At 70.6% G+C, this 13,264-nt stretch carries 11 protein-coding genes; all 11 read left to right on the top strand.

What is annotated here, in order from left to right:
- The first annotated feature begins 11 nt into the window (after nucleotides 1–11).
- Nucleotides 12–1,313: an ABC transporter substrate-binding protein gene (locus tag ACFFQA_RS32660; protein WP_377860661.1), complete on the top strand. Its 1,302-nt coding sequence runs from the start codon at nucleotides 12–14 to the stop codon at nucleotides 1,311–1,313.
- A complete protein-coding gene (locus ACFFQA_RS32665) occupies nucleotides 1,313–2,257 on the top strand; it encodes a carbohydrate ABC transporter permease (RefSeq protein WP_377860663.1) in 945 nt (314 codons plus the stop codon). The genes ACFFQA_RS32660 and ACFFQA_RS32665 overlap by 1 nt, the downstream gene beginning before the upstream one ends.
- A gap of 91 nt (nucleotides 2,258–2,348) precedes the next feature.
- Entirely contained in the window at nucleotides 2,349–3,185 is an 837-nt protein-coding gene (locus ACFFQA_RS32670; RefSeq protein WP_377860665.1) for a carbohydrate ABC transporter permease, read from the top strand.
- Entirely contained in the window at nucleotides 3,185–4,978 is a 1,794-nt protein-coding gene (locus tag ACFFQA_RS32675; RefSeq protein ID WP_377860667.1) for a DUF5107 domain-containing protein, read from the top strand. The genes ACFFQA_RS32670 and ACFFQA_RS32675 overlap by 1 nt, the downstream gene beginning before the upstream one ends.
- Nucleotides 4,979–5,102: 124 nt before the next feature.
- A complete protein-coding gene (locus ACFFQA_RS32680; RefSeq protein WP_377860669.1) occupies nucleotides 5,103–6,377 on the top strand; it encodes an extracellular solute-binding protein in 1,275 nt (424 codons plus the stop codon).
- Nucleotides 6,377–7,285 (top strand): carbohydrate ABC transporter permease, encoded by a 909-nt coding sequence (locus ACFFQA_RS32685; protein WP_377860671.1) that lies wholly within the window; start codon nucleotides 6,377–6,379, stop codon nucleotides 7,283–7,285. The genes ACFFQA_RS32680 and ACFFQA_RS32685 overlap by 1 nt, the downstream gene beginning before the upstream one ends.
- Before the next feature lie 10 nt (nucleotides 7,286–7,295).
- Nucleotides 7,296–8,165: a carbohydrate ABC transporter permease gene (locus tag ACFFQA_RS32690; RefSeq protein ID WP_377860871.1), complete on the top strand. Its 870-nt coding sequence runs from the start codon at nucleotides 7,296–7,298 to the stop codon at nucleotides 8,163–8,165.
- 10 nt (nucleotides 8,166–8,175) lie between these two features.
- Nucleotides 8,176–9,609, top strand: a complete 1,434-nt coding sequence (locus ACFFQA_RS32695) for a GH1 family beta-glucosidase (protein WP_377860673.1) — start codon at nucleotides 8,176–8,178, stop codon at nucleotides 9,607–9,609.
- Nucleotides 9,610–9,810: 201 nt separating this feature from the next.
- Nucleotides 9,811–11,055, top strand: coding sequence for a right-handed parallel beta-helix repeat-containing protein (locus ACFFQA_RS32700; protein ID WP_377860675.1), 1,245 nt, complete (start codon nucleotides 9,811–9,813; stop codon nucleotides 11,053–11,055).
- A complete protein-coding gene (locus tag ACFFQA_RS32705; RefSeq protein WP_377860677.1) occupies nucleotides 11,052–11,744 on the top strand; it encodes a hypothetical protein in 693 nt (230 codons plus the stop codon). Before ACFFQA_RS32700 ends, ACFFQA_RS32705 begins: the two co-directional genes overlap by 4 nt.
- A gap of 202 nt (nucleotides 11,745–11,946) precedes the next feature.
- Nucleotides 11,947–13,167 carry a lytic transglycosylase domain-containing protein gene (locus ACFFQA_RS32710; protein ID WP_377860679.1) on the top strand — a complete coding sequence of 407 codons (1,221 nt, stop codon included), beginning with the start codon at nucleotides 11,947–11,949 and terminating at the stop codon, nucleotides 13,165–13,167.
- Nucleotides 13,168–13,264 lie beyond the last annotated feature (97 nt).

Raw genomic sequence — 13,264 nt, forward strand, 5'->3', positions numbered from 1 at the left:
CGGGAGCGACGATGGCCCTGCGTGCTTCGACATCCCCGCGCCGAGTGCTGGCGGTCCTGGTCACCGGCGCGCTGGCGCTGACCGCCGCCGGGTGCGGCGGCTCCGCGGGCGGCGGGGGCGACAACCGGTCCCTGACCTACTGGTCGATGTGGAAGGAGACCGAGCCGCAGGCCAAGGTGCTCGCCGCCGCGGTCCGCTCCTTCGAGGCCGAGACCGGGGTCAAGGTCAGCGTGCAGTGGCAGGGGCGCGAGGTGCTCAAGAAGGTCACGCCCGCGCTGCGCGGCGGCGACCTGCCGGACCTGGTGGACCAGGAGGAGAACCCGATCCGCGCGACCCTGGTGGGCGCCGACGCGTTCCGCGACCTCAGCGGCGTGTTCGCCGCCGAGGTCCCGGGCAGCGGCAAGAAGGTCTCGCAGGTCGTCTCCGACAAGTACCTCGGCACGCTGAAGAAGGACGGCAAGCCGTTCCTGGTGCCGTACGAGGTGATCGGCCACGGGCTCTGGTTCGACGGCACCGCGCATCCCGCCGTCACCGCCAGCCCGCCGAAGACCTGGCCGGAGCTCACCGCGCTGCTCGCCAAGAGCAAGGCCGAGGGCCGCAGCCCGATCGCGCTCGACGGCGACATCCCTTACTACAACGCGTACTGGACCGTCGGCGTGCTCCAGGGCGCGCTCGGTCCCGGCCGCGTCTCGGAGCTGGCCAAGGACCGCACGGGCAAGGCGTGGGACACCCCGGAGGTGCGCGCTGTGCTCACCGAGGTGCGCGACCTGTCGCGGAAGGGCTACTTCGCTCCGGGCTTCGACGGCAGCAAATGGCCCGCGGTGCAAGAGAAGTGGGCCCAGGGGCAGGCTGACTTCCTGTTGATGGGCAGCTGGGCGCCGAGTGAGACCGGGGCCAAGGCGAAGCAGGGCTTCACCTACCAGTTCGTGCCGCTGCCCGGCGCGCGGCAGAACATCCCGGTCGGCACGCTCGGCTTCACCATTCCCAAGCGTGCCAAGAACCCCGAGGCCGCCGAGAAGTTCATTGCGTACTTCCTCAAGGACGAACACCTCGGCAAGATCGCGACCGAGGCGAAGAACCTGACGCCGAACCCGTCCCTTCCCGCGCCGCCGGAGCTCACCGGGCTGGCCAAGGCCACGGCGGAGCTGCCGGTCTCCCGCCCGCTGGACGGGTTGGAGTCGGACTACCCCGGCTACGTCGACGAGGCGTTCTACCCGGCCAACGACCAGCTGGTGAAGGGCAAGTCCGATGTGGACGGTTTCCTGGTCCAGCTCGCCGAGCGGCAGGCCAACTACTGGAAGAAGAACCGCTAGTGGCCGTCACGGCGGTCCCGCTGGGGCGTCCGCGCCGCTCGGTGGCCGCGGGCGGGGCGCTCGCCCGGCGGCGGCGACGCACGTTCTGGCCGTTCCTGTTGCCCGCTTTGGTGATCTACGTGGTGTTCTTCATCGGCCCGGCGCTGGCGTCGCTGTGGATCAGCTTCCACAAGTGGGACGGCGTCGGCGAGATGGAGTCCCGCGGGCTGGAGAACTACGAGATCCTGTTCAGCGACTCGACGTTCCTGTCGGCGTTCGTGAACACGCTGCTGATCCTCGTCGTGGTCGGCGGCGCCACCTTCGCGATCAGCTTCGGGCTGACGATGGTGCTGCGGGACATGCGCGGCAAGCGGTTCGTGCGCGCGGTGCTGTTCTTCCCGTACATCATCTCGCCGCTGGTGCTGTCGGTGCTGTGGGGCTTCCTGTTCCGCACGCCGGAGGGCCTTGTCAACTCCGCCTGGGCGGCGCTGACCGGCGGCACCGGGGTGAACTGGCTCGGCGACCACCTGTTCGGCGTGATCATGATCGGTCTGATCTGGGTGAACACCGGCTTCTACACCACGGTGATCATGGCGGGTGTCGACCGGATCCCGCCGGACCTCTACGAGGACTGCGCGCTGGCAGGGGCCTCGGCGTGGCAACGGTTCCGCCACGTCACACTGCCGCTGTCCTGGGACGTGGTCGCCACCGCCGCGGTGATCTGGACGATCTCCTCGCTGAAGATCTTCGAGTTCATCTACGCCTTCGGCGGCAACACCAACGACATGCCCACGGTGAGCGTCTGGAACAGCGCGCTGTTCGTCTACGGCTCGACCTTCGGCGGGCGCACGCCGCAGTACCAGTTCGGCTACGCCTCCGCCTCCGCGATGGTGACCCTCGCCGTCATCACCGTCCTGGTGGTCCTCCTCCGCCGCCTCCTCCGCCGCGAGGCGGTGGCCTTCTGATGCGCCCGCCGACCGGCCATTCGCGGGCTTATGGACCTCTCCGGGGTTCCGAACACGTCCATTCGTCGGCTTATGGCCTTGGAGCGTGGGTGTGAAGGTTGAGAGTGGGCCCGTGCGGCGGGTGGGGACCGTCGCGGTGTGGGCACTGGTGGTGTTCAACCTCGGCGCGTTGCTGTGGATGGGTGTGTCCGCGCTGCGGGAGCACACCGCGATCTTCGACTCTCCGTGGGGTGTGGAGACCTTCGGGCAGGTCGAGAACTTCGTGCGGGCGTGGTCGGAGAGCAACTTCGGGCAGGCCGCGCTCAACACCGTGCTGCTCGTCGCCGCCGCGTCCGTCGTCGTGGTCGCGGTGTCCGCGCCCGCCGCGTACGCGCTGGCGAAGAGCAGGACCAGGCTCTCCGGCGCCATGGCGGTGTTCTTCGCGCTGGGGATCGGCATCCCGGTCCAGGTGATCGTGATCCCGTTGTTCGTGCTGATGCAGGACGTCGGGTTGGTGAACAGCCTGACCGGGTTGTTCGTCCTCTACGTCGCGCTGTCGTTGCCGTTCACGGTGTTCCTGCTGACCGGGTTCTTCGGGTCGTTGCCGGAGGAGGTGGAGGAAGCCGCGGAGATCGACGGAGCCGGACCGGTCCGTACGTTCGCGCAGATCGTACTTCCGTTGGCGCGCAACGGCTTGTTGACCGCGTTGCTGCTCAACCTGATCGGCTTGTGGAACGAGACGTTCATCGCCCTGGTGTTCGTCCAGGACAGCGAGAAGCAGACGTTGTCGTTGTCGCTGCTCGGTTTCCTCCAGACGCAGCAGTACTCCGGCTCCGACTACGGAGCGTTGCTCGCGGGTGTGTGCATCCTGGTGCTGCCGATGCTCGCCGTGTACGTGTGGCTGGGCAGACGCATCATCGAGGGGTTGACCGTGGGGGCGGTGAAGTAGTGCTCAGGCGCGGGCGGCTCGACATCGCGGTGTCGCCGTTGGGGGAGCTCAACCCCTTGCCTCCGCTGGGCGGATTGCCGGACGCGCCGTACGAGTTCGACCTCGCCGAGTTGTCCGAGGACATCGCTGAGGGGATTCGGTACGGGCGGGTGCGGACCATGGTGCCGTACTTGACCCAGGACGGGTACGGTCGCACTCCACAGATGTCCACTGTAGACACACTCGTGCTGGAGAACTCCAGGCTGTGCGCGACTTTCCTGCCACAGTGGGGAGGGCGGTTGTGGTCCCTTGTGGACAAGGCGACTCACGCGGAGCTGCTGCACGTGCCCGACGTGCTCCAGCCCGCCAACTTGGCGCTGCGCAACGCGTGGTTCGCCGGAGGGGTCGAGTGGAACATCGGGACGCGGGGTCATAGCCCCACCACGTGTGCCCCGTTGTTCGCAGCGCGGGTTGGCGAGGACCGGTTGCGGATGTGGGAGTGGGAGCGCGTACGCGGCGTCGTGTTCTCCATCGACGCGTGGCTGCCGGAGGACTCCGCCGCGCTGTTCATCGGAGTGCGGGTGCACAACCCGTCCACTCAGGACACTCCGATGTACTGGTGGTCGAACACCGCTGTGCGCGAGACGCCCGATCTTCGCGTTCTCGCTCCCGCCACGACGGCGTTCCGAACGTCGTACGAGGGTGATCTGTCCAGAGTGGACGTGACTGAGGACGTGACGTTCCCCGCGCGGTCACCGGAGGCGGCGGACTACTTCTACGAGGTCGAGCGGCCGTGGATCGCCGCCGTTGACGCGAGGGGCCGTGGGCTCGGGCAGGTCTCGACCCCGGAGCTGAAGGGACGCAAGCAGTTCTGCTGGGGCAGCTCCGCCGGCGGAAGGCGTTGGCAGGAGTGGCTCGGCGGCGGCCCTTACTGCGAGATCCAGGCAGGGTTGGCGCGCACGCAGTACGAGCACGTGCCCCTGGCCGCCGCGTCGAGCATCCGGTGGGTGGAGGCATACGGGCCGGTCGACGGTGAGGACACCGAGCGGGCCATCGACGCGATGTGTTCGCCTCGGCGGCTCGACGAGGCAGTGCGGGAGTTCGACGAGGCGTTGACCGAGCAGCTGGGGGAGCTCTTCGCGACCGGCAGCGGCTGGGGCGCGCTCGAAGACGTACACGTCAGCGGCGTGGCCTTTCCGGCGGAGGCTCTCGGTGCCGAGCAGCGGCCGTGGCTGGAGCTGCTGCGGCACGGTTGTCTCGACGCGTCGCATCCCGCGATCGCGCCGGAGTCGTACGTGCTCGGGTCGGCGTGGGAGAGACGCCTGGCCGCCGCGCCCGCGAACTGGGCGACGCACTACCACCTCGGCGTGATCGCGCACGCTGACGGACGGCTCGGCCAGGCGCGGTGGCACTACGAGCGGTCGTTGGAGCACAGCAGCTCCGCGTGGGCCCGGCGTGCGCTCGCGCTGGTCAACGGCGGTGATCCGGAGCAGTTGGCGCGGGCGCTGGCCGAGGCACCGGGGGTGTGGCAGCTCGCGGTGGAGGCCGTGGCCGCCGCGCGAACCGGGGCGGACGCGCTCGCGCTGCTCGACTCGCTGCGGCCCGAGGTGGCGGCGCGGGGGCGGCTGCGGTTGCTGCGGGTCCGAGCCGCCCTCGACGCCGGGCGGCGGGAGGACGCCGCCGCGCTGCTGCGCTCCGGTATCGAGGTGCCCGACCTGCGCGAAGGCGAGGTCAGCCTGGACCGGCTGTGGGCTGGGGCATGCCCTGGTGAGCCGCTGCCCATCGACTACGACTTCCGGATGCACGGCGGGTAGCGAATCCGTTTCGCTTCATGTTGCCTCTTGACGGGTAACGCGGATCACTGCATCGTGAGAGCGCTCTCGCACCGGTGTCGGTGGGCGGCGGACGGTGACCGTGGAGCACGTCAAGGAGGACGGGATGCGCAACAGGACAGTGCGGTTGGCGGTGGCCGCGTGCACGGCCGCGGTGGTCGGCGCCGGGCTCGCCGCGTGCGGTGGTGGAGCGGCGTCGGGGCAGACCAAGATCACCATCGCGACCTTCGCCGACTTCGGCTACGAGGACCTGTTCGCGGAGTACGAGAAGGCGCATCCCGGCATCAAGCTGGAGAACCGCAAGCTGGAGTTCGACGCGCACCACTCGCAGCTGGCCACCCAGCTCGCGGGCGGCAAGGGCGCGGCCGACGTGGTCGCCGTCGAGGAGGGCTGGCTGCCGAAGTTCCGCACCTCCAAGGACAAGTTCGTCAACCTCGCCGAGTACGGCGCCAAGGACCTCGCCGGCCAGTGGCTGGACTGGAAGTGGAACCAGGGCGTCACCGACAACGGCCAGTTCGTGCTCGGCGTCGGCACCGACGTCGGCAGTCTCGCCGTGTGCTACCGCAAGGACCTCTTCGCCCAGGCGGGACTGCCCACCGAGCGCTCCGAGGTGGGCAAGCTCTGGCCGACCTGGGAGGACTACGCCAAGGTCGCCGACCGCTTCGCCCAGGACAAGCCCGGGGTGAAGTTCGTCAGCGCCGCCGAGCAGGTCTTCCTCGCCATGCTCAACCAGGCGGGGGAGGGCTTCTTCGCCAAGGCCGACGACTCCTACATCGCCGACACCAACCCGAAGGTGCGCGCGGCGTTCGACCTCGCGGGAGGGCTCGCCGCGAAGGGCAGGACCGCGGGCGTGAAGCCCTTCAGCCAGCAGTGGACGGTCGGGCTCAAGCAGGGCACCTTCGCCACCGAGGTGTGCCCCGCGTGGGCGCTCGCGCAGATCGCCGAGGGCGCGGGTGACGGCGCCAAGGGCAAGTGGGACGTGGCCTCGGTGCCCGGCGGCGGTGGCAACTGGGGTGGCTCGTTCCTGATGGTTCCCAAGCAGGGCAAGAACATCAAGGAGGCCGCCGAGGTCGCCAAGTGGCTGACCGCGCCGGAGCAGCAGAAGAAGATCTTCGACAAGACCGGCAACCTGCCCAGCCAGCCGTCGGTGCTGCGGGACGCGGCCGTGCAGGGCAAGAGCAACGCGTACTTCTCCGACGCGCCGGTCGGCACGATCTTCGCCGCCTCGGCGGAGAGCCTGAAGCCGAACTACCGCGGCACGCAGGACTCGGTGGTGCGGCCCAAGTTCCAGGAGGCGCTGCTGCGCGTCGAGCAGGGCAAGCAGCAGCCGCAGGACGCGCTCGCCCAGGCGCTGAGCCAGTCCCGGGCTGAGCTGAAGTGATGCGCGGACTCCTGGACCGGTGGGACATCCGGGTCACGCCCTACCTGCTGGTCGCCCCGTTCTTCGTGGTGTTCGGCGCGTTCGGGCTGTTCCCGTTGCTCTACACCGCGTGGGTGTCACTGCACGACTGGCAGCTCGCGGACGGCAACCAGGGGTTCGTCGGGCTCGACAACTACGCGGCGCTGCTGTCGGACCCGTTGTTCTACAACGCGTTGTTCAACACCGTCAGCCTGTTCCTGCTCTCCACCGTTCCGCAGCTGCTCGCCGCGCTCGGCCTGGCCGCGCTGCTGGACCGGGGGCTGCGGGCGAACACCTTGTGGCGCGCGGGAATCCTGCTGCCGAACGTGGTCTCCGTCGTCGCGGTCGCGCTGGTGTTCACCCAGATCTTCGACCGCGACTTCGGCATGGTGAACTGGCTGCTCGGGCTGGTCGGCATCGACGGGATCGACTGGCAGGCCGGGGTCTTCTCCTCGCACGTCGCGGTGAGCTCGATGGTGATGTGGCGCTGGACCGGCTACAACGCGCTGCTGTACCTGGCCGCGATGCAGTCGGTTCCGCGCGAGCAGTACGAGGCGGCCGCGCTGGACGGGGCCTCGCGCTGGCGGGCGTTCTGGTCGGTCACCGTGCCGAGCATCCGGCCGACGATCCTCTACACCGTGGTCGTCTCGACCATCGCCGGGATGCAGCTGTTCGTGGAGCCCGCGCTGTTCGACCCCAAGGGGGTCGCGGGCGTCGGCGGCAGCGACCGGCAGTACCAGACGCTGACGATGTACCTCTACGAGAAGGGTTTCCGGGTGTTCGACGCCGGATACGCCTCGGCCATCGCCTGGACGCTGTTCGTGATCGTGCTGGTGTTCGCGCTGGCGAACTTCATGATTACCCGCCGCTCGGTCGCGAAGGACTCGTGAAGCCATGGTGATGACAGCGCTCCCGGCCCCTCGGCCCGCCCGGCGCCGCCGTCGCGGGGCGGGCCGAGGACCCAGCGCCTGGGTGTACGCGACCCTCGCGGCGGTCCTGCTGGCCTCGACGTTCCCGCTCTACTGGTCCTTCGTCATCGCCAGCAAGGACAACTCGGCTCTCGGCGAGGCCACCCCGCCGCTGGTGCCGGGCGGCAACCTGTTCGCCAACATCGCCCGGGTCTTCGACACCGTGGACTTCTGGGGCGCCATCCAGAACTCGCTGATCGTCGCGGGCTCGGTCACGGTGTCCAACGTGCTGCTGTCCTCGCTGGCCGGGTTCGCCTTCGCGCGCCTGCGCTTCCGCGGCCGCAACACCCTGTTCCTGGTCGTCGTCGGCACCGCCATGGTGCCGACGCAGCTCGGCGTGATCCCGCTGTACCTGATGATGGCCGAGCTCGACTGGTACGGGCAGCTGCAGGCCGTGATCTTCCCGGCCCTGGTCAGCGCGCTCGGCGTGTTCCTGATGCGCCAGGCGTGCGAGGAGTCCGTGCCGCCGGAGCTGGTCGAGGCGGCGCGGATGGACGGCTGCTCGGTGCTGGGCACCTTCTGGCACGTCGGCCTGCCCGCGATCCGGCCGCAGGCCGCGGTGCTGGCGATGCTGACGTTCATGACCGCGTGGAACGACTTCTTCTGGCCGCTGATCGTGCTGGACCCCAACGACAGCCCGACCGTCCAGGTCGCGGTGTCCACTTTGGCCAGTGGCTACTTCACCGACTACTCGCTGATGCTGGCGGGCACCTCGCTCGGGGTGCTGCCGGTCATCGCACTGTTCCTCCTGCTCGCGCGGCAGGTGGTCGGCGGGATCATGCAGGGCGCGGTAAAGGGATGAGGGGATCACGATGACCACGACCGATCCGGTCCGCGAGGACGCCTCCGCCGGGGAGGCGGGCGAGGGGACCTTACGGTTCCCCACCGGCTTCCTCTGGGGCAGCGCCACCTCCTCGTACCAGATCGAGGGTGCGTCCACAGTGGACGGACGAGGACCGTCCATCTGGGACACCTTTTCGACCACTCCTGGCAAGGTGCTCGGCGGGGACACCGGCGACGTCGCCTGCGACCACTACCACCGCTACCCCGAGGACATCGCGCTGATGCGCGAGCTGGGGCTGCCCGCGTACCGGTTCTCCGTGGCGTGGCCGCGCGTGCAGCCGACCGGCTCCAGCACGGTCAACCGCGCCGGGCTCGGCTTCTACGACCGCCTTGTCGACTCGCTGCTGGAGGCGGGGATCCAGCCGCTTCCCACGCTCTACCACTGGGACCTGCCGCAGGCGCTGGAGGACAAGGGCGGCTGGACGGTCCGCGACACGGCCGAGCGCTTCGCCGACTACGCCGCCGTCGTGCACTCCCACCTCGGTGACCGGGTCACCGAGTGGACCACGCTCAACGAGCCGTTCTGCTCGGCCTACCTCGGCTACTTCAGCGGCGTGCACGCGCCCGGCGCCACCGACCCGGTGCTGGCCCTGCGCGCGCTGCACCACCTGCTGCTCGGGCACGGGCTGGCCACCCAGGCGATGCGCGCGCAGGCGTCCGCCGACCACCTGTTCTCGTTGGTGCTCAACTTCTCCCCGGTGCGCATCGACCACGACGACGAGGCCCATCGCGAGGCGCAGCGCCGGGCGGACGGGCTGCAGAACCGGATGTTCCTCGACCCGGTGGTGCGCGGCGAGTACCCGGCGGACGTGCTCGCCGACATCGCCCACCTCGACGCGCTGGACGCCGTGGTGCGGCCCGGTGACCTGGAGGTCATCTCCACCCCGCTGGACTGGCTCGGGGTGAACTACTACAGCCCGACGCGGGTCAAGCCGGCCGCGGACCCGGCGCACGAGACCGTCAGCCACCTGCCGGGGCTGCGCGGGGTGGAGATGCTGCCGCCGCGCGGGCCGCTGACCGGCATCGGCTGGGAGCAGGAGCCCGCCGCGCTGCGGGACCTGCTGCTGTGGCTGAGCGAACAGGCCCCGGAGCTGCCGCTGCTGGTGACCGAGAACGGCTCGGCCTTCGACGACGTGGTGACCGCGGACGGCCGCGTGCACGACGTCGGCCGCCGCAAGTACCTCGTCGAGCACCTGCGCGCCGTGCACGCCGCGGTGAGCGCGGGCGCGAACGTGCGGGGCTACCTGGCGTGGTCGCTGCTGGACAACTTCGAGTGGGCCTTCGGCTACCGCCAGCGCTTCGGCCTGGTGCACGTGGACTTCGAGACCCAGAAGCGCACCCCGAAGGACACCGCCCACCTCTTCTCCACCATCGTGCGCACCAACTCCGTCCCCCCTTCCTAGCCCGCTACCCGCCATTCGCGGGCTTATGGACGCTTTCGGAGCTCTGGAGAGGTCCATAAGCCCGCGAATGGCCGGGGTGGGTGGGGGCGGTAGCTCGAATGAGTGGGGTGTGTCCTCGAACCGGTGGCGTGGAGCGCTTGGGGCGGGGGCCGCGCCTAAGCTCCCGACGCTGTGCAGCCTCCTTCCCCGCGTACCCTGCTGGTGGCCGCGACCGTGATGCTGGTGGCCGCCGGGTGCGCCAGCGCTTCGAGCGCGCCGTCCGCCTCCGCGGCCGTCGTCCGCGTCCCCGCCGACGCCCCCACCATCTCCGCCGCCGTCACCGCCGTGCGCGAGGGCGGCCTGGTGCTCGTCTCGCCCGGCGTCTACCGGGAGAGCGTGCTGATCCGCACGCCGAAGGTCACCCTGCGCGGCACCGACCGCAACGACGTGGTCATCGACGGCGAGGTGCGCAGGGCCAACGGCGTGGTGGTGACGGCGCCCGGCGTCACCGTGCAGAACCTCACCGTTCGCGACCACACCCTCAACGGCGTGCTGGTCACCGGGATGTCCGACGAGGCGGGTGGGCTCGCCCGCGGCAGTACCGGCTACACCCGGCTCGACACCGCGAAGTTCCCGCCGCTCAACGGTTTCCACGTCTCGCACGTCACCGCGAGCAACAACGCGCTGTACGGGATCTACGCGTTCAACTCGCGCAACGGCGTGATCGAGCAGAGCTACGCGTCGGGCAGCGCCGACTCCGGGATCTACGTCGGCCAGTGCAAGCCGTGCAACATCGTGGTGCGCGGCAACGTGGCCGAGCGCAACGCCGTCGGCTACGAGGGCACCAACGCCTCCGGTGAGATGTACGTGCTCGGCAACCGGCTCGTCGGTAACCGGGTCGGATTGACGTCCAACTCGGACTACCAGGAAGCCCTTGTGCCGCAACAGGAAGCCACGATCATGGGCAACCTCGTCGGGCACAACGCCGAGTCCGCGAGCCCGGCGCAGGCCGACGGCGGCTTCGGGCTGGGCATCGGGATCTCCGGCGGTATCCGCAACCAGATCGTGCACAACCGGGTGGTCGGCAACCCCACGGCCGGGCTCGTGCTCTCCTCGTCGGAGGACCTGCCGCCGATCGGCAACACCATCAGCGGAAACGTCATGGAGGACAACGGCTTCGACCTGGTCTACGCCGCGTCGGCGCGCGCGCCCGGCAGCGCGAACTGCGTCCGGGAGAACCAGCTCGCCACGATCCGGCCCGGCCCCGCGGAGTGCTTCTCCGGCGCGGGGGCGCCGATGCCGCGCATGGCCGCGCCGAGGGGAATCGCCTTCCGCGCAGTGGCCCGACCGCCGCGCCAGCCGAACATGACCGAGCCGCCCGTCCCCGGCACCGGGCCTGGGGACCTCGGCGGCTACGGCGTGCCGCCGCTGGACCTGCTCGCCGACCGGGCCGGAGTGCGACCGTGAAGCGGGCACTGGGACTCCTCGTGCTCGCCGTCGTCCTCGCCGGTTGCGGTGGCGAGCCCGAGCCGCGCGCTCTGTCCACAGTGGAGGCCGAGCGACTGGCCCTGTTCCGCTACACCGCTTACGAGTCGAAGGTCCTCGGCGTGCACGCGCGGGTGCCCGCGCCGGGCGGCGCGCTGGTGCTCGACGGCCGTGTCGACGTCGCCGAACACGTCGGCTACGTCACGCTGCGCACCGAGGGACGCGACGACGACGCCTCCGCCGGTCTGCTCCAGTGGGGCGCGACCGCGGTGGCGTTCAACGGGACCCGCTCCGCCGCGCCCATCGACCCGCCGCCCGCCGAGGGCTGGCGGCTGCGCCCGATCCAGCCCACCGGGTCCGAGCTGGACGGGGTGCTGCGGATGCTGCTCAACCTCGGCGCGGACCGGCCGGAGAACGCCCAGCTGCTCCAGCAGAGCTCGGCGCGATGGGTGGGTTCGGAGGAGCTGGGCGGCAGGCGGGTGGACGTCTTCGAGGGGCCGAAGCCGAGCACCGCGACCCAGGGCGGGCCGTCGCGGCTGCGGTACTGGGTGGACGGGGACGGCAGGCTGCACCGGGTCCAGGCGCGGATGGGCGAGCGGCAGGAGCCCGCGGTCATCGACCTCTCCGCGGGTGGCGCGCCGATCACCGCGCTCCCGCCGCTGGTCCGCTGAATTCCCGGTCCACAATTGTCGTGTTCCCCTTTTCGGGGGTTCACCGCGACAAATGCATCAACGCCGTGAATGCTGGCGTGGTTGCCGTTGTTGTGGCGGTCCTTCGAGTGAAAGGGTGGCTGTGGGCCAGTACGCACTCCATCTGGACAGGACGCGAACCGCATCCGGCCGAAAGGGGGCCCGGGTCGCGCTCTCGGTCACGATGACGGCGCTTCTCGTTCCGCTGGCCTTCGGTTCCGTCCGCACTCACCACAGCACCGAGCCGGTGCGCGCCGTGTCCGTGACGCACACCCTGCTGGGCCGGGACCTCGTCCGGGCCATCGGCGACCTCGGCGCCACCGGCAGGCTGCCCACGGCGGACGAGGCCAGCCGGCAGCTCGTCGACGCGCTCCGCGACGGCCCCGACCTCACCGAGTCCGCCACCGCGTCGCCGCCCTGGGAGGACGCGCCGTACGACCCCGTGCGGGACGCGGCGCTGGGCATCGCCGGACCCGTGCTCGACGCCTACATCCGCGCCGACCAGACCCTGGCGAGGAGCACGCCCGACTGCGGACTGCACTGGTCCTACCTGGCGGGCATCGGCAAGGTCGAGTCCAACCACGCGCGCGGCCAGGTCGACGTCAACGGCACCACCCCGGTGCCGATCCTCGGCCCGGTGCTGGACGGCGGGCCCGGCATGGCGGCGATCGCCGACACCGACGGCGGCAGGCTCGACGGCGACCCCGTGTGGGACCGCGCGGTCGGCCCGATGCAGTTCATCCCCCGCACCTGGGCCCGCTACGGGGCCGACGGCAACGGGGACGGCAAGGTCGACCCGCACAACATCTACGACGCCGCGCTCTCCGCCGGTCGCTACCTCTGCTCCGGCGGTCTCGACCTGCGCAAACCGGAGGAGCTGGTGACCGCGATCTTCCGGTACAACCACTCCAACGCCTACGTCAGCCGGGTGCTCGGCCTCGCCGTGGCGTACTCCCTCGGCGTGTCCCCGCTGCCGACCCCGCCGCTGCCCGCGCTGCCGCCGCTGACCCAGCGGCTCAAGCCCGCCGCCGCGCCCGCGCCCGCGCCGACGACCACCGCGGCACCCCCTGCCCCCACGGCCACCCCGCCGCCCTGCGAGCCCGTGAGCAGCACCCGGCGGCGGCCCACGACCACCACCAGCCCGACGGGCAGCACCACGCCCCCGCCGACCGCGACGTCGGTCCCGTGCGTGTCCGCCACGCCCCCGCCTGCGACCACGGACACCACGAAGAGCACCTCCGCGACCAGGCCAACCCGGCGCCCGGTTCCGCGTCCGACCTCGCCGGAGCCGTCGGTGACGCCGACCCCGTCCTCGCCCCCGCCGGGCGCCTCGACCTCACCCGCCAGGGGCTCCACCACCGGCTCCACCTCCCGGCCGGGGTCGGCGACGCCGACGGGTTCCTGACCGCCTCACCGTCCGTGTCCGCTCACCCCGGCGGGGCAGCACTCCGAGGGGAACCGCCCGGGTGAAGATCATTTTTATGCGTGGCGAACAGTCGCGG

Origin of the sequence: Allokutzneria oryzae (assembly GCF_042429765.1) — a bacterium.
GTDB lineage: Bacteria > Actinomycetota > Actinomycetes > Mycobacteriales > Pseudonocardiaceae > Allokutzneria > Allokutzneria oryzae.

Bases quoted from the DNA above. Each gene is read 5' to 3' on its own strand.
- ACFFQA_RS32660 (WP_377860661.1), top strand. From the start codon at position 12: ATGGCCCTGCGTGCTTCGACATCCCCGCGCCGAGTGCTGGCGGTCCTG.
- ACFFQA_RS32680 (WP_377860669.1), top strand. From the start codon at position 5,103: ATGCGCAACAGGACAGTGCGGTTGGCGGTGGCCGCGTGCACGGCCGCG.
- ACFFQA_RS32685 (WP_377860671.1), top strand. From the start codon at position 6,377: ATGCGCGGACTCCTGGACCGGTGGGACATCCGGGTCACGCCCTACCTG.
- ACFFQA_RS32690 (WP_377860871.1), top strand. From the start codon at position 7,296: ATGACAGCGCTCCCGGCCCCTCGGCCCGCCCGGCGCCGCCGTCGCGGG.
- ACFFQA_RS32695 (WP_377860673.1), top strand. From the start codon at position 8,176: ATGACCACGACCGATCCGGTCCGCGAGGACGCCTCCGCCGGGGAGGCG.
- ACFFQA_RS32710 (WP_377860679.1), top strand. From the start codon at position 11,947: ATGACGGCGCTTCTCGTTCCGCTGGCCTTCGGTTCCGTCCGCACTCAC.